The sequence below is a fragment of the Halomonas sp. 3A7M genome (assembly GCF_014897875.1).
In the GTDB taxonomy this organism is placed as follows: Bacteria; Pseudomonadota; Gammaproteobacteria; order Pseudomonadales; family Halomonadaceae; genus Vreelandella.
In genome coordinates, this window is sequence record NZ_JABUZD010000041.1 from 15,295 (window position 1) to 31,379 (window position 16,085).

General features: G+C 55.0%; 13 protein-coding genes. 8 read left to right on the top strand and 5 right to left on the bottom strand.

From position 1 onward, the window contains the following. Positions 1–37: 37 nt before the first annotated feature. The gene (locus tag INT19_RS03400) at positions 38–1,144 is read left to right on the top strand and encodes an ABC transporter ATP-binding protein (RefSeq protein WP_193059724.1); all 1,107 of its coding nucleotides are present in this window, start codon (positions 38–40) and stop codon (positions 1,142–1,144) included. Positions 1,145–1,332: 188 nt separating this feature from the next. Then, positions 1,333–2,364: a LacI family DNA-binding transcriptional regulator gene (locus INT19_RS03405; RefSeq protein WP_193059735.1), complete on the top strand. Its 1,032-nt coding sequence runs from the start codon at positions 1,333–1,335 to the stop codon at positions 2,362–2,364. Positions 2,365–2,378: 14 nt separating this feature from the next. Here the strand turns inward: INT19_RS03405 and gap are convergent, their stop codons facing one another. Then, complete coding sequence (gene gap, locus INT19_RS03410; RefSeq protein WP_193059725.1) at positions 2,379–3,383, bottom strand: type I glyceraldehyde-3-phosphate dehydrogenase; 1,005 nt, start codon at positions 3,381–3,383, stop codon at positions 2,379–2,381. Positions 3,384–3,594: 211 nt separating this feature from the next. Here gap and pyk point away from each other — a divergent pair, with 211 nt between their 5' ends. Both pyk and INT19_RS03420 read left to right on the top strand, forming a co-directional pair. Further along, positions 3,595–5,061 carry a pyruvate kinase gene (pyk, locus tag INT19_RS03415; RefSeq protein WP_193059726.1) on the top strand — a complete coding sequence of 489 codons (1,467 nt, stop codon included), beginning with the start codon at positions 3,595–3,597 and terminating at the stop codon, positions 5,059–5,061. 49 nt (positions 5,062–5,110) lie between these two features. Next, entirely contained in the window at positions 5,111–5,587 is a 477-nt protein-coding gene (locus INT19_RS03420; protein ID WP_038483239.1) for a methylglyoxal synthase, read from the top strand. A 69-nt stretch (positions 5,588–5,656) separates the two neighbouring features. Here INT19_RS03420 and cra read toward each other — a convergent pair whose 3' ends face one another. Next, positions 5,657–6,634, bottom strand: a complete 978-nt coding sequence (gene cra, locus INT19_RS03425; protein WP_193059727.1) for a catabolite repressor/activator — start codon at positions 6,632–6,634, stop codon at positions 5,657–5,659. Positions 6,635–6,861: 227 nt separating this feature from the next. On the opposite strand from cra, the gene ptsP reads away from it, so the two are divergent. The 4 genes from ptsP to pgi all read left to right on the top strand — a co-directional run bounded on the left by ptsP (position 6,862) and on the right by pgi (position 14,347). Next, the gene (gene ptsP, locus INT19_RS03430) at positions 6,862–9,729 is read left to right on the top strand and encodes a phosphoenolpyruvate--protein phosphotransferase (RefSeq protein ID WP_193059728.1); all 2,868 of its coding nucleotides are present in this window, start codon (positions 6,862–6,864) and stop codon (positions 9,727–9,729) included. Beyond that, positions 9,729–10,700 carry a 1-phosphofructokinase gene (pfkB, locus tag INT19_RS03435; RefSeq protein ID WP_193059729.1) on the top strand — a complete coding sequence of 324 codons (972 nt, stop codon included), beginning with the start codon at positions 9,729–9,731 and terminating at the stop codon, positions 10,698–10,700. The genes ptsP and pfkB overlap by 1 nt, the downstream gene beginning before the upstream one ends. Beyond that, positions 10,697–12,433: a PTS fructose-like transporter subunit IIB gene (locus INT19_RS03440; protein ID WP_193059730.1), complete on the top strand. Its 1,737-nt coding sequence runs from the start codon at positions 10,697–10,699 to the stop codon at positions 12,431–12,433. Before pfkB ends, INT19_RS03440 begins: the two co-directional genes overlap by 4 nt. 249 nt (positions 12,434–12,682) lie before the next feature. Further along, positions 12,683–14,347: a glucose-6-phosphate isomerase gene (gene pgi / locus INT19_RS03445; protein WP_193059731.1), complete on the top strand. Its 1,665-nt coding sequence runs from the start codon at positions 12,683–12,685 to the stop codon at positions 14,345–14,347. 126 nt (positions 14,348–14,473) lie between these two features. On the opposite strand, the gene INT19_RS03450 is transcribed toward pgi, so the two are convergent. The 3 genes from INT19_RS03450 to INT19_RS03460 all read right to left on the bottom strand — a co-directional run bounded on the left by INT19_RS03450 (position 14,474) and on the right by INT19_RS03460 (position 16,057). Further along, entirely contained in the window at positions 14,474–14,869 is a 396-nt protein-coding gene (locus tag INT19_RS03450; RefSeq protein WP_193059732.1) for a GFA family protein, read from the bottom strand. A gap of 57 nt (positions 14,870–14,926) precedes the next feature. Continuing rightward, positions 14,927–15,292 carry a glyoxalase superfamily protein gene (locus tag INT19_RS03455; RefSeq protein ID WP_089037937.1) on the bottom strand — a complete coding sequence of 122 codons (366 nt, stop codon included), beginning with the start codon at positions 15,290–15,292 and terminating at the stop codon, positions 14,927–14,929. Between the two features lie 90 nt (positions 15,293–15,382). Beyond that, positions 15,383–16,057, bottom strand: coding sequence for an HAD family hydrolase (locus INT19_RS03460; RefSeq protein ID WP_193059733.1), 675 nt, complete (start codon positions 16,055–16,057; stop codon positions 15,383–15,385). Positions 16,058–16,085: the final 28 nt, after the last annotated feature.

The following is a 16,085-nucleotide window of genomic DNA, read 5'->3' on the forward strand; positions in this document are numbered from 1 at the left end:
CGAGGAATGCAGCATTGAGGCCGACAAGGAGCTAACCATGGCAAGTGTTACGCTTGAAAAGATCAACAAAGTATTTGGTCGCGATCACATTATTAAAGACGTTGACCTGACCATTGGCGATGGTGAATTTGTCGTCTTTGTTGGCCCATCCGGCTGTGGGAAATCCACGCTGCTGCGCCTTATCGCGGGTCTTGAGTCAATCACCGACGGTGACTTAAACATTGGTGACACGCTGGTCAATGACCTTCCCCCACGTGAACGTGGTGTGGGCATGGTGTTCCAGTCGTATGCCCTTTACCCGCACATGACCGTTTATGACAACATGGCCTTTGGCTTGAAGCTTGCCAAAACAGACAAAGAGACGGTCCATGAACGGGTAATGAGTACCGCTAAAATTTTGCAGCTTGAAGACCTGTTACACCGCAAGCCGAAAGCACTGTCGGGCGGTCAGCGCCAGCGTGTTGCAATGGGCCGTGCGATGGCTCGGGAACCTCGCATTCTGCTTTTTGATGAGCCGCTTTCCAACCTGGATGCGTCGCTGCGAGTACAAATGCGCAACGAGATCGCTAGGCTGCACAATCGCCTGGGCTCTACGATGATCTATGTGACCCACGACCAAGTCGAAGCAATGACCCTGGCAGATAAAATCGTGGTGCTAAAAAGCGGCCATATCGAGCAAGTAGGCAGCCCACATGAACTTTATCAACGCCCAGCCACCAAGTTTGTCGCCGGTTTTATCGGTTCACCGACGATGAATTTTATGCCCGCGGAGCTTGCCAGCGGTTCAAAAGATGGTTGCAAGGTAACTGCAAAAGGCTTGGGAGAAGTCGCACTTCCCCAAGCCGCAGATAGCTATCGCACAGGCAGCTCGCTTACCTTAGGCATACGCCCCGAGCACCTACGTTTAGAGGCACCCAAGGGCGATAACTGCTTTGAAATTTTCAATGTCGAGTACCTGGGTAATGAGGTCTATGTCTACCTAGAACCCAAAGAGGGCGATACACTGCTTATCCACCGCAGCGAAGCCCCAAGCCAGTGGGAAGAAGGCCAAAAAGTATCCCTGGTGCCTGACATCGAGCATGTGCATCTATTTGATGAAAGCGGTGCGGCGTTGATGCTTTCTGAGACACGCTCTGCGGCTTAACGAACGCTATCGACTGCGCTGTTGCTGAGCGAACAACGGCCTTTGATGCCACTACCTCTATAGCAACGGTAGTGGAAACAACGTCAAGGCCGTATTTTTGTGCGTCAGATTCAATTCATTAGCCTGCGATGTAAAATAACGCCCAAATAATTAAACAGGATAGGAAACCCGTGACTGCCCATCGTCGAATGACTCTCAAGGATCTTGCCACAGAACTCGGCGTTTCCACCGCGACAATATCAAACGCCTTCAACCGCCCCGACCAGCTTTCGCCTCTGCTACGCGATCGTATTTTAAGCGAGGCCAAACGCCTGGGGTATAACGGTCCTGATGCCAAGGCCCGCAGTCTGCGCACTGGGCGCTCCAGCATTGTTGCGGTTATTCTTGCCGAAAGCCTGACCTACAGCCTCAATGATGCTGTCGCCAGTGAATTTTTATCCGGTGTCGCTGAAGTACTCGATGCACATGGGCATACCATGCTGCTACTGCCTGGCCGGGGTCATGCCTCCCAGCCGCCAGGGTCTGCAAACATTGCCGATGGCTTTATCGTTTACGGCCTGATGCCTAATAACAAGCTGCTAAGCGAGCTGCCTGCGCAGCGGCCACTGGTGTCTGTGGATTTCGACATTGATGGCAGTCCGACTGTGCATATCGATGACCAAGACGCAAGCTACCACCTTGCCCAGCACGCGTTAAAAACGCGGCCACAGCGGCCTGCGGTGGTTAATCTTCGTCTGACAAAAGAGCATTGCAACGGCCGCATCACCAAAGCGCACACCCTACTGCCGGGCAGCAGCACCATCAGCCGTGCACGCTTGGCCGGATTTCATGCTGCACTCACCGAACATGGCTTTGATGCTGAACAGATCCCACTATGGAATATCGAAGAGAACGTGTTTGATGTGTGCTCACCTGTGATCACAGAAATCCTCGACCTGCCTGCCACACAGCGCCCGGATCTGCTGCTATGCATGTCAGACCGTATTGCGCTTACCGCGCTGACGCTAGCCGAACAGCGTGGCATTCACGTACCGGGAGAGCTAAGAATTACCGGCTTTGATGGCATTGCTGAAGGGCAATATAGAGCACCGCGTTTAACGACCGTGCGCCAGGACAGTGCGGGCAAGGGCCGCGTGGCGGCAAAAATGATTCTAGGCCGAATACCCAAAACCCAGCAGCTACTCAAAACTGAGTTGCTGCTGGGCGACACTTGCCCATAAGGGTCAGTCAGGTGTTATTTGGCCGTTTTCTGCATGGCAAGGGCGGTATCTAGCATACGGTTGGAGAAGCCCCACTCGTTGTCGTACCACGCCATAATTTTCACCAGGCGGCCATTCACACGGGTGTGATTGGCATCAAAAGTAGACGAGTGTGCATCATGATTGAAATCAATAGACACCAGCGGCTGTGCGTTAACCGCTAGCACAGACGAGTTCGCCGCTGCTTTTTCAACAATGGCGTTGATCTCTTCTTTGGTGGTATCGCGGCTTGCCGTAAATGTTAAATCTACCAGGGAAACGTTGATCACCGGCACGCGTACGGCTAACCCATCAAACTTACCTGCCAGTTCCGGCAAGACCAAACCAACGGCCGCTGCTGCGCCTGTTTTGGTCGGAATCATCGAATGCGTCGCACTACGCGCGCGGTAAGGGTCGGAGTGATAAACATCCGATAGGTTCTGGTCGTTGGTGTAGGCATGGACCGTGGTCATCAAGCCATTTTCAATGCCTACAGCATCGTTTAATGCTTTGGCGACAGGCGCCAAGCAGTTAGTCGTGCACGACGCATTGGAGACCACCGTGTGTTCAGCCGTCAAAATATCGTCATTAACGCCATATACGATAGTAGCGTCAGCATCGGGGCTGGGTGCAGAGATCAACACACGCTTAGCACCCGCTTCTATATGCTTGGCAGCGGCTTCTCGCTTAGTGAACAAGCCTGTGCACTCCATGACGAGATCAATGTTCATGGATGTCCAAGGAAGCTGGCTAGGATCACGCTCAGAAGAGATCGCGATGCGATCGCCATCCACACGAATACTTTCGGCATCATGCTCAACGGCAAAAGGAAAGTGGCCGTGAACCGTATCGTGACGCAGCAGGTGCGAGTTTAGGGAAGGATCACCCAAATCATTAATCGCAACCACTCGGACACGATCCCGGTAGCCATTTTCGTACAGCGCACGAAGTACGTTACGACCAATCCGTCCAAATCCGTTAATAGCAACTCTTATTGTCATGATGGCACCTCAATCAAGCAGTGGTAGTCGATGGCGTATCCAGTAAAAAAATTACTAAAAATACGTATTTATTCACCTTTAGGTCAATTTTTACCTATCCAAACTGCCCTTAAAGGCTAATAACATCCCAATATGTAGTAAAATTACTATATAAAGGCTATCGTAGTCCAATAATTAATCACCGCCAAGATGGTCAACAGGAGTAACGTTTATGACTCGCTCAACATCTCCCACTCCCCTTCGCCGCACCAAGATTGTCGCGACGCTGGGCCCAGCAAGCGATCGCCCTGGCGTGCTGGAAGCCATGCTAAAAGCGGGCGTTGATGTCGTGCGGCTAAATTTCTCCCATGGTGCCGCAGACGACCATCGCCGCCGCTTAAAAGAGGTACGCGAGATTGCCCAGCGACTAAATCGCAGCGTTGCTGCCTTGGGTGACCTGCAAGGGCCAAAAATCCGTATATCGCGCTTTGCCGAAGGTGCCGTTCACTTGGACATTGGCCAGGCCTTTGTGCTCGACATGGCGTTGGATGCCAACAGCGGCACGGCCGAGCGCGTCGGCTGTGATTACAAGTCGCTGATTGACGATGTCGCCCCAGGTGACCGGTTACTGCTGGATGATGGCCGCGTCGTGCTGGACGTCACCTCGATTATTGGTCAAGAAGTGCACACGCGCGTTCACGTAGGTGGCAAGCTTTCCAATAACAAAGGTATTAACAAGCAAGGCGGTGGATTATCCGCCCCGGCACTTACCGAAAAAGATAAAGAAGACCTAAAAACTGCGATCGATATCGGGGTGGATTACCTGGCGGTATCGTTCCCACGCAGCGCTGCTGATATGCAAGAAGCGCGCGACCTGCTCGGTGAAGCAGGCAAGGAAATAGGTCTGGTTGCCAAGCTTGAGCGCGCCGAAGCGGTTGCCGATGATGAAACACTGGATGGCATTATCGAAGCCTCTGAAGCCGTGATGGTCGCCCGAGGCGACTTAGGCGTAGAAATTGGCGATGCCGCACTGATCGGCACTCAAAAACGCATCATCAAGCATGCTCGCACGCTTAACCGCGCGGTCATTACCGCCACACAAATGATGGAGTCGATGATTGAGTCGCCACTGCCCACCCGCGCGGAAGTATTCGACGTGGCTAACGCAGTGCTGGATGCCACCGACGCCGTCATGCTCTCTGCGGAAACCGCCGCGGGTGACTATCCGGTAGAAACCATTCAAGCGATGGATCGAGTATGCCTCGGCGCTGAGCGCGAACGTATTGCTCAGTCATCCGGCCACCGTATTCATGAAGGCTTCGAGCGCATTGATGAAACCATTGCCCTCTCTGCCATGTATGCCGCTAACCACCTCACCGGGGTACGCGCCATAGCCTGTATGACCTCGACAGGTTATACGCCACTGATTGCCTCACGCATTCGCTCTGGTCTGCCGATTGTGGGACTTGCACACAGCCCGATTGCCCAACGGCGCATGGCGCTTTACCGCGGCGTCGTGTCGATTCCCTTCGACACAACCGACATGGATCCTAAAGAGCTCAATCAAGAAGCCATCAAGCTACTCCAAGCGCATGGTTTGGCACACCCTGGCGATCATGTCATTCTTACCCGCGGCGACCACATGAACGCCCACGGCGGCACTAACACCATGAAAGTGCTGGCCGTTGAAGAAGCGTAAATCTAACTGTGACCTGAAATAGCCGGAATGTTAACTGGAGAGCCATGCCATGAGCGACGCACGTCCACCCCGCCAAGCCGTTCGTACGCTGCAACCGCGTAAACGCATTGCGCTAATTGCCCACGACGGCAAAAAAACCGAAATGCTGGAGTGGGCAACACGCTGGCAGGAAACGCTCAGCCAGCACACTCTCATTGGTACAGGGACGACCGCTGGCCGGCTCAAAAATGCGCTTGGCCTAGAGGTCGAGGGGTTGATGAGCGGGCCGCTGGGCGGTGATCAGCAAATTGGTGCGCGGATTGCCGAACAACAGCTAGACGTGCTGATTTTCTTCTGGGATCCGTTTGCCCCTCAGCCCCACGATCCTGATGTCAAAGCGCTGCTGCGTTTAGCCGCGCTATGGAACGTGCCGGTAGCATGCAATGCGGCGAGCGCCGACTTTTTACTGTCGTCGCCCTACCTCAGTGAACGCTACGATATGTCTATTCCGGATGCACAGGCCTGGGCTCAAGCCCGCACGGTATAGCTCTTAACAACTTAAGTACTGAACAATTCAAGGTCTGAACAACTCAAGCTCTGAACGAATCAATGGGGCTTATCGGGTACGCAGGTGGCGCGCCACGACCTGCTGCCCACACTGATAGTCGCCGTTCATGGCATTCAGGGCGCAGCGTAGGGTGAGTTCAGCAATGCGATCATAATCTTGCAAGGCTGAATTCACCGGTTGCGGCAGAAAATCCAACAAACGGTGGTCGCCAAAGGTGGCCAACCGCATATTCTCTGGTAGCCCACCGCGCTCCAGAAACACGTCAAACACCCCTTCCATCAGCACATAAGACGCGGTGATCAACGCATCAGCGCCCCCCTTCTCATCCAGCAGTTGAGCGGCAAGGCGGGCACCTTCACTACGCTCGTAGTGCGTACCGCTAAGCAAAACCGGCTCGATAGAGCTGTCTTGTAGTGCTGACTGAAAGCCCACCCTCCGCTCACGACTGATCGACAAGCTCGGCATCGCTTCTAACCACGCCACCCGCCGCGTGCTACCCGTAATGACCGAGCGCGTTAGCGCATATGCCGCGTCTTGATCGTTACTGACGACACTGGCAAAACGCGTCGGCGCAAGCCCACGGTCCATTCCCACAACGCACCAACCTTCATCTACCAAATCAGAATAGAAGGTGTCCTCTTCGGCAAGGCAGCTGGCGGTAATAAGCACCTCACAACGCTGCGCGCGAAGCGCCAATGCCAAGGCGCGCTCGCTATCGGCACAGTCATCTGAACTAGCCACCAACAGCTGATAGCCCTTCTCTCTCGCGCCACGCTCTAAGCGCTTCGCGAGCCGCGCATAGCTGATATTTTCAAGGTCCGGCACGATCAATCCAATCAGCCGACTTGCCCCACGACGCAGCGCCGCTGCCTGCGGGTCAATGTGATAGCGATACTGCCGCACGACCGCCATTACTTTCTCAATGGTGGCATTACTAATACGCCGTTGCTCGGCCTGGCCATTAATTACATAGCTCGCCGTGGTGCGCGATACGCCCGCAAGCCGGGCAATGTCGGCAAGTGTCATGCAATTCTCCCTCTGGTTGCCGGTGTAGTTTATCAGCCGTTTCTCCCCACCCAGACTAAAGTCTAGAAAGACAACCCTTGTGTCTTTAAGTGAATCGATTCAGCATAGCCAACTAACCACAGATGACACGATTCATCCAGCGAAGCTCAACGCTCTACGACCAACGTTTAAGCATGATCACGCTGCAGACATTACCCCTTGGCTGACAGCGTTTACAGGAGAACCCTATGTTAACTCTCGGCCCAGATGACATCTTGCTCGACCGCCATGCGGACGACTGGCAAGCTGCACTCGACATCGCCGCTAAGGCGCTAACGGATGCGGGCTTAGTTGAGGCCGAGTACCGTGATGGCCTCCATGCCCGTGAAGCTCAGTCATCAACATATCTTGGTAACGCAATTGCCATTCCACACGGCACGCCAGAAAGTCGTCAGCACGTAAAACATACCGGCGTGAGGGTGCTGCAGTTCCCCAAAGGCGTTCAGTGGCATGACGGCCAGGCGGTCTATGTTTTGGTGACGATAGCCGCGCAAAATGACGAACACCTGGATATTCTGCGCCAGTTGACCCACGTCTTAGACCGCGAAGGCGTCGCCAGCCAACTCGCCAACGCTAGCTCGGCTGTCGAGGTAGCGCGTTTACTTTCCAAGCCAACGCTTGAGCCACGCCTGGATGCCGATACGCTGTGCATTAACTTCCCTGCTCGCGACCCTCAAGAGCTTGCCCTGGCCGCTGCCGCTCGGCTGCGCCAAAGTGGCTGCGTTGATAACGCTTTTATTAGCGCCATCGCCAGTGCTTCCCCCCAATGGCTGGGCAAAGGTTTTTGGTTGGCAAGCCACGCCCAAGGGGTGACACAACCCGCATTAGGCGTTGCCACGCCAGCCGATCCTAAACTTGAGCATAGCGGCCACCCTGTCCACGCACTGTTCTGTTTAGCGGCCAGCGGCGATGCCCACCGCCCACTGCTGGAACAGCTATTAGCCATGTTGGAGAACGGCGAAAGTGACAGTTTGGTGGGCAAAAACAGCGCACAGCTACTGGCCACGTTGGCGGGTGAAACCGCCAACACTCAGACTCGCCGAGTGCGCGTCTTGAACCCCCATGGCCTGCACGCCCGCCCAGCAAAACAGCTGGTACAGGTCGCCCGCGCGCAATCAATGCCGATTAACGTACGCCTTGAAGAAGGCAGTGCTTCCACGGTTTCAGCCGCCAGCCTCACCAAAGTGATTGGCTTGGGAGCACGGCGTGGTCAGTGGCTTATCCTTTCTGCCGAAGGTGAGCAGGCAAGTGCTGCGCTAGGCGCAGTAGCCGCCGCCGTTGAAGACGGTCTAGGTGAGAAAGTAACGCCGTTCGACGGCGGTTTTGATACCAAGTCGGTTACTAACACGAGCAAGCCCGTTGAGCCGTTAGTCGTTGATGCGCCCCACACCGGCGTTGCCGCCTCGCCGGGCTTAGCCATTGCGCCGGTGTTTGTGATTCGCCCGATGCAGTTCGACTATGCTGAACACGCCAGCGACCCCGAACATGAAATTAGTCGCCTGGAAGTGGCACTCAAAGAAGGCGCCGCTCAACTACAGGCACTGGTGCACAACGCCCCTGGCGGCGAAGTGGCCGATATTCTCTCGATGCACGAAGAGATGCTCGACGACCCCGAGCTGCATCACGCTGCGATTGATGCGATTCGTGAAGGTCGTTCAGCAGAAGCCGGTTGGTGGAATGCCATTGAAACCGCCGCCCACGCCCAGGAAATGCTCGCCGACCGACTGCTGGCCGAGCGCGCCGCTGACCTGCGCGACGTAGGCCGCCGCGTGCTGGGGGTATTGTGCGATGTCCAACTGCCCGAGCCGCCTGACCACCCGTATATTCTGGTGATGGATGACATCGGCCCTTCCGACGTTGCCCGCCTGGATACCTCACGGGTACGCGGCCTGCTGACCGTACGCGGCGGCGCCACCGCGCACAGTGCAATTCTGGCTCGTGCGCTGGGTATTCCAGCCGTTGTCGGTGCTGGTGAAGCCGTGATGGTACTGCATAACGGCGGCATGATGATTCTTGACGGTGAGCGTGGGCGGGTTACCTCCCAGCCTTCCGAAGAGCGCCTGCAGCGCGCGGAACAACAGCTTCTCGACCAGCAACAGCGCGAAGCCGATGCTTGGGAGCTGCGTTTTGAGCAAGCTCAAACCCGTGATGGGCATCGGGTAGAAGTGGCAGCTAACCTTGGTAACACCGCCCACGCCGCCGATGCGGTTGAACGCGGTGCTGAAGGTGTTGGCCTACTGCGCACCGAATTCCTGTTTATGGCCTACTCAAGCGCACCGGACCTAACCACCCAAATTGCCGAGTACCGCGAAGCCACCGATGCCTTGGATGGCCGCCCGTTGGTCGCGCGTACTTTGGATGTGGGTGGCGACAAGCCGCTGCCCTACTGGCCGGTTCCCCAGGAAGACAATCCTTTCCTTGGCCTACGCGGCATTCGCTTAGCGCTGACCGAGCCGGAAGTGCTGGAAACACAAATCAGCGCGCTACTGATGGCAGCTGTCGGCCGTCCGCTACGCATCATGCTGCCGATGGTTAAGGATGTCGCTGAATTCCGCGCCGCCAACGTCATCTATGACCGCCTGCTTAGCGAAATCCCACCACAGCAGCGCGCCACTGATGTGCAACTGGGCGTGATGATCGAAGTACCCTCCAGCGCACTGCTAGCACCTACGCTGGCGGCCGAGGTGGACTTCTTCTCCGTCGGCACTAACGATTTAACTCAGTACACCCTGGCCATCGACCGCGGCCACCCAGAGCTTTCTGCCCAGGCCGATGGCCTGCACCCCGCCGTGCTGCGTTTGATTCAAATGACCGTCGATGCCGCCCATACCCACGGTAAATGGGTCGGCGTATGCGGCGAGCTTGCCTCGGACGCCATGGCCGTGCCGGTGCTGGTAGGGTTAGGCGTTGATGAGCTTTCCGTCAGTGCGCGACAAATTCCGCTAGTCAAAGCTCGCCTGCGTGAATTTGATCTTGCCGATGCAAAAGCCACTGCCCAATTAGCACTGAGTAAAGCCACCAGCGATGAGGTACGTGACGCCCTGGAGGCCCGCTAATGGCTCAGGTAGTGTGCATTACACTCAACCCCGCGCTGGATTTAGCGTTCAACCTTGAAACGCTGACACTCGGTCATGTGAACCGCCCCCACAGCGCCCAGTTAGAAGCCGCGGGCAAAGGCGTTAACGTAGCACGCGTGCTGGCCAGCTTAGGCCATCAAGTGATTGTTAGCGGCTTTCTCGGCCAGGATAACGACGACCCGTTCAGCTTGGCATTCCCCCACTACGGCGTGGAAGATGCCTTTGTACGCGTACCCGGCAGCACGCGCATTAACGCCAAGCTGGCGGAACAGAGTGGCCGCGTCACTGATATTAACGGCCCCGGCATGCCGATTGAGTCTGCCCACTTAAATGCTTTACGAACTACCCTAGACGATTTGTTTCAGCGCCTCGCTCCGCCCCAAGCGGTCGTCGTTGCCGGTAGCCTTCCACCGGGTATTGATCAGCAACTGTTTGCTGAACTACTGACCACCCTAAAAAGCTATGGCGTACCACTTTGGATAGACACCAGCGGCCCGGCACTGCTAACTGCCATTGCCGCTCAGCCTGCGGCTGTAAAACCTAACGAAACGGAACTCGCCGACTGGGCTGGCAGCACGTTAGATTCAAATCAACAGCGCCAGCTCGCCGCCGAGCGACTGCACGCCAGTGGCATAGAGCACGCACTGATTTCCGCAGGCTCAGAGGGCGTTTTATGGGTTAGTTCACAGGGCACTTGGCAATCCACACCGCCTAGCGTAAACGCCACCAATACTGTTTGTGCGGGCGATACCTTTGTGGCTGGCATGATTCATGGGCTGCTCAGCGACTTCGCCCCACCAGACACCCTTCGCTTCGCAACGGCACTCTCTGCCGAAGCGGTTCGCCACGTCGGCGTGGGCACCCCCCACGCCGACGACTTTGACTTACTCCAACAACAGACTTTGGTACGGCGTCTTGACGACACCATCACCGAGGGAGCCACGCGATGAACCTGATTCTAATTACCGCCTGCCCCAGCGGCATGGCGACCACCTTTCTGGCCGCCAAGCGCCTTGAGCAAGCAGCCACGCGGATGGGCTGGAGCGCCCATGTGGAAATGCACGGCGAAATTGCGCCGCTGCAGGCTGCCACCGCCGAGCAAATTGCTAATGCCGATTTAATTGTGGTGGCCGCCGATCACGTTCCTGCCCCAGAACGTTTTGAAGGCAAGCGGCTTTTCCAGGCGCCGATTGCCAGCGCCCTGCCCGACCCCAGCGCCTTTTTAACTCAAGCCAAGCGTGAAGCACCGATTTACACTGCTCCTGCAACCCCTACAGCCGCCGCGACTCCGGCGAGCAACACGGGTGGCAAGAAGATTGTGGCAGTGACTGCTTGCCCCACTGGTGTTGCCCATACCTTTATGGCTGCTGAAGCGCTAGCCGAAGCAGGCAAAGCCATGGGACATACCATTCGCGTGGAAACCCAAGGCTCAGTGGGCGCTCAAGATCATTTAACCGAACAAGAGATCGCCGACGCCGACGTGGTCGTACTGGCCTGCGATATCGACGTTGACCCAGCGCGGTTTGCAGGCAAGCGCATCTACCGCACCTCAACCGGCAATGCACTAAAAAAGCCACGTCCCACGCTGGAAGCCGCCCTTGTTGATGCTAGCGTAGAAAACGCCAACAGCGGTTCGGGCAACGCCAATAAGAGCGTTAAAGAGAAAGGCGTTTATAAGCACCTCCTCACTGGCGTGTCGTTCATGCTGCCTATGGTGGTAGCAGGCGGTTTGCTGATTGCGCTCTCGTTTGTGTTCGGCATTGAAGCCTTTGAGCAGGAAGGCACGCTGGCCGCTGCGCTCATGCAAATTGGCGGCGGCACCGCCTTCGCGCTAATGATTCCTGTTCTGGCGGGTTACATTGCCTACTCCATCGCCGACCGCCCCGGTATTGCTCCAGGTATGATTGGCGGTATGTTGGCGGCCGACATTGGCTCCGGGTTTATCGGCGGCATTTTGGCAGGCTTCCTGGCAGGCTATGTGGCCCTAGCGGTTACTCGCTACGTTAAGCTGCCCTCCAGCGTTGAATCGCTCAAGCCTATTCTGATCATCCCACTGGTGGCCAGTCTGGTCACCGGCCTGACGATGATCTATGTGATTGGCGAGCCTGTCGCTGCATTGCTGAATGCGCTGACCAGCTTCCTGGCCTCGATGGGCTCTACTAATGCGGTGCTGCTGGGCATTCTATTGGGCGCAATGATGTGCTTCGATTTGGGCGGCCCCGTCAATAAAGCAGCCTATACCTTCGGCGTGGGCTTGTTGGCTTCAGAAACCTACGGCCCAATGGCAGCCATTATGGCGGCAGGCATGGTGCCAGCGATTGGCATGGGCATTGCCAGTTTCGTAGCGCGCAATAAATTTTCTGAACCAGAGCGCGAAGCAGGCAAAGCTTCATTTGTACTCGGCTTTTGCTTTATTAGTGAAGGCGCCATTCCCTTTGCGGCGAAAGACCCGTTGCGGGTTATCCCCGCATGCATGGTGGGCGGTGCGATCACCGGTGCGCTTTCCATGCTGGTAGGCGCGAAACTAATGGCACCTCACGGGGGTATCTTTGTCCTGCTCATTCCCAACGCCATCACTCCTGCACTACTCTACCTTGGCGCGATTATCATCGGCTCGCTGGTAACCGGTTTAGGCTATGCCTTTATCAAACGCGGCGCCGCTCATGTCGCCGTTACCAGCTAAACGCTTGAACCTCAGTGCTGAGCAGGCGGCCACCTGCTCAGCGCCTCTTTTGCTACGCATCTCCCTCCTCAGCCCCACACCAACAACGGTTTATTACTAATTTTTTAACCACCAATCGCTTAATAGTTGCTTAAATTGGGGTTTTATGTAGTATTTTTACCTAAATAGACCCATAAATAGTACAAGGCACGAGCCAGCAACATAGCGCTCGTCACTTAATAATGATCTAAAACAACAGGACCGCCTTCTATGTTTCAACTCACCCGCAGTGTTACTTGGCAGGCACTTGAACGCCTGCGCGACAAAACCGCCAACGACCGCATTCGTGATTACTTCACCAATGACCCGCAGCGCTTTGAAAAAATGAGCCTACGGGTGGGCGGCCTGTTCCTGGATTACTCCAAGCATCACGTCTCTGATGAGGTACTCACCAAACTGCTTGAGTTGGCCGACCACTCTGCCCTGGTTCAGCGCCGAGCGCAGATGTTCTCTGGCGACATTATCAATGTCACCGAAAATCGCCCGGTACTCCACACCGCACTGCGCAATTTAAGCGATGAACCGGTACATGTAGACGGCAACGACGTGATGCCGGAAATCAATCGCACCCGGGAACAAATCAAGCAGTTCTCAGAAGCGGTTAGAAGCGGTGAGTGGAAAGGCTATAACGGCCAACGCATCAAAGACGTGGTCAATATTGGCATTGGTGGCTCAGACCTTGGCCCCAACATGGCCGTACGCGCGCTACTCAAATACCGCCACCCGGAACTGCACTTCCACTTCGTCTCCAACGTCGATGGCACCCATATTCAGAAGGTGCTTTCACGACTAGACCCGGCGACCACGCTGTTTATCGTTTCCACCAAAACCTTCTCTACCCAGGAAACCCTGCTTAACGCCAAAACCGCACGGCGCTGGTTCGTGGAAAATGCCGGTGAAGATGCCGACGTAGGCGCCCACTTTATTGCCGCTTCCACTAACCGCAAAGCGGCGATGGAGTTCGGCATTCGTGAAGAGAATGTGTTCGAGTTCTGGGCTTGGGTCGGTGGCCGCTACTCCATGTGGTCATCTATCGGGCTGCCGATTGCGCTTTCAGTTGGTTTTGAAGGTTTTATCGAGCTGCTGGAAGGCGCTCATGAGATGGACCGCCACTTTATCGAAGCACCCTTCGCGCAGAATATGCCAGTTCTGATGGCATTGATTGGTATCTGGTACATTAACTTTGTTGGTGCCGAAACCCAGGCCATCGTGCCCTACGACCAAGCCTTGAACCAACTACCTTCGTTCCTGCAACAGTTGGATATGGAGTCTAACGGCAAGTCAGTCGATATTTTCGGCCACCCAGTTAACTACAAAACCGGCCCGATTGTTTGGGGGCAAACCGGCTCTAACGGTCAGCATGCTTTCTTCCAGCTACTACACCAGGGCACCCGCTACGTGCCGATCGATTTTATTGCCTCGCTGAAACCTGAACCCGGCGTGGAAGACCACCACTTCGCCTTGCTAACCAATATGCTCGCCCAGGCCAACGCCTTTATGGAAGGTAGCCAAGGGAACAGCAAAGAGCTGAGCCAACACGACCCCTATAGCTGCCCCGGCAACCGCCCTTCCAGCACACTGCTGCTGGACGAGCTAACGCCCAAAAACCTAGGCGCGCTGATTGCCCTCTACGAGCACAAGGTATTTGTGCAAGGCGTTATCTGGAACATCAACTCATTTGATCAATGGGGCGTGCAGCTTGGCAAACGCATTGCCGGTGAAATCAGCGAGCGCATCGATACCAACGCCGCCGACTTCGACACCTCAACACAAGGTCTACTGGAGCTGGTACGCGCTCATTTTCCTGGCGACAGCAGCGCAAAGCAAAGCGCCCCAGCCAGCGCTGATAAAAAGCCTGCTAGGAAGAAGCGTTAAGCGGAGAGTTGGGTAACCGTTAGATAAACAAACGCCTTGGCTGAAAAGCCAAGGCGTTTTTGGTTTGATCTTTGATGCCAGTATCGACACTGATTGAAGGCAATCAGAAGCCCCGAGCCGCCTAAATTAATCCGGCGAAAATTGCTCGAAGACCTGCTGTCCGGTCATTTTCTCAGTCTGGTTGTTAAGCTCGTAATAGTCGGGCTTCTCATCAATAAATATTTCGCTGGTGAGTTGGAACGTCTGATCCTGGAACAGGCCTGCTGGGAGAATATACTCATTGCTGGGTAGCAGGTGATAGAACAGATGCGTCCCACAGGTTGCACAGAAGCCCCGCTCCGCCCAATCAGATGAGCGGTAAGCGGTAGGCTCAGCACCAGAGAACTCTACCGGACCACCGCAATGCACGGCGAACATAGGCCCACCCGACCAACGCCGACATAGTGAGCAATGACAAACACTGACCTGCTCGTGGTTAGGCGCAGTCACTTCGATGGAACCGCAAAGACATGTGCCTTTCATCGCAAACTCCTTTACCGTTAGCCTCCATGGCAGCCGCTATCGTGATGCCAACTAATGCTAGGCTGCTGTAGGCTCATTGAACAATATTCTGTTGGAAAACGGATCGACCACTTCAAACACCCTATCGCCCCACGGAGCTGTGGTTATTTCCGGGCGGCTATACTTGTAACCACGGGATAGAATCTCGCGGTACAAGCCTTCAAGATCATCAGTATTCACAAACGTTTTAGCGCCGGGGGAGCAATCCCCAGAATGTTCACTGAGGTGAAAAACCAGATCACCTCGGGATACCTGCATATAGACAGGAAAGTCTGCTTCGAAGCGATGCTCCCAATCAAGCGACATCCCCAAAAACTCAAGATAGAACGCCTTGGCTTTAGATTCATCAAAAATTCGTATAATCGGAATGGCTTGAAAATGCATTTATGCTCTCCTTACAAACAGCGCTTTAACGAATGGCTAGCCAGCTCTGGCTAGAAAGCCTAAAGCCCCCTTTACCCTTAGGCGTTCGATTTAAACAGGCGCAGAGTTGCTCTCTACGCCATAGGCATGGCGTATATACTCAACGGCTTCAGCCATGCCACTAAGAACCGCTGTCGCTGAATGAAAGTTTTGCTGTTTAGACATTTCCGTGGGTAGTGCCAAGCAGCTTATGCCAGCTCGAAAGGCAGCTTCAAGACCATGTTGTGTATCTTCAATGGCGAGACATTCATCCGCAGCAACGCCAAGCCGTTGAAGAGCCAGAAGATAGCATTCAGGTGCGGGCTTGCTGTTTCGGACATCATCGCTAGAAACAATCGTAGAGAACTTATCTTCAAACTCATTGGCCTGCAGTGTTTTTTGAACACCATTTGCACTAGCGCCTGTCACCACTGCCAGCTTCAAACCTTTACTGTGGAAGTAAACAATAGCCTCTCGTACGCCAGGCATTAGCGGGAATGCTTGGCTAGCAAGGTAGTCCTGCGTCGCGGCGTTCTTCGCTTCTATAAGTTGATCAGGGGACGCATTAATCCCAAACCTCTGCACCATATCCAGGGCATTGGCGCGCGTTGGCAGGCCTGCATAGTGGTTTTTGTACTGCAGCTCGGACAATTCAAAGCCATATTGGCTCAGAATGTGTACCCACATTTGAAAATGGATTTGTTCAGAACTGACGACTGTCCCATCGTGATCTAAGTGAATCCGCATAAGTTATGGTGTATAAAGCGAGGCTTAT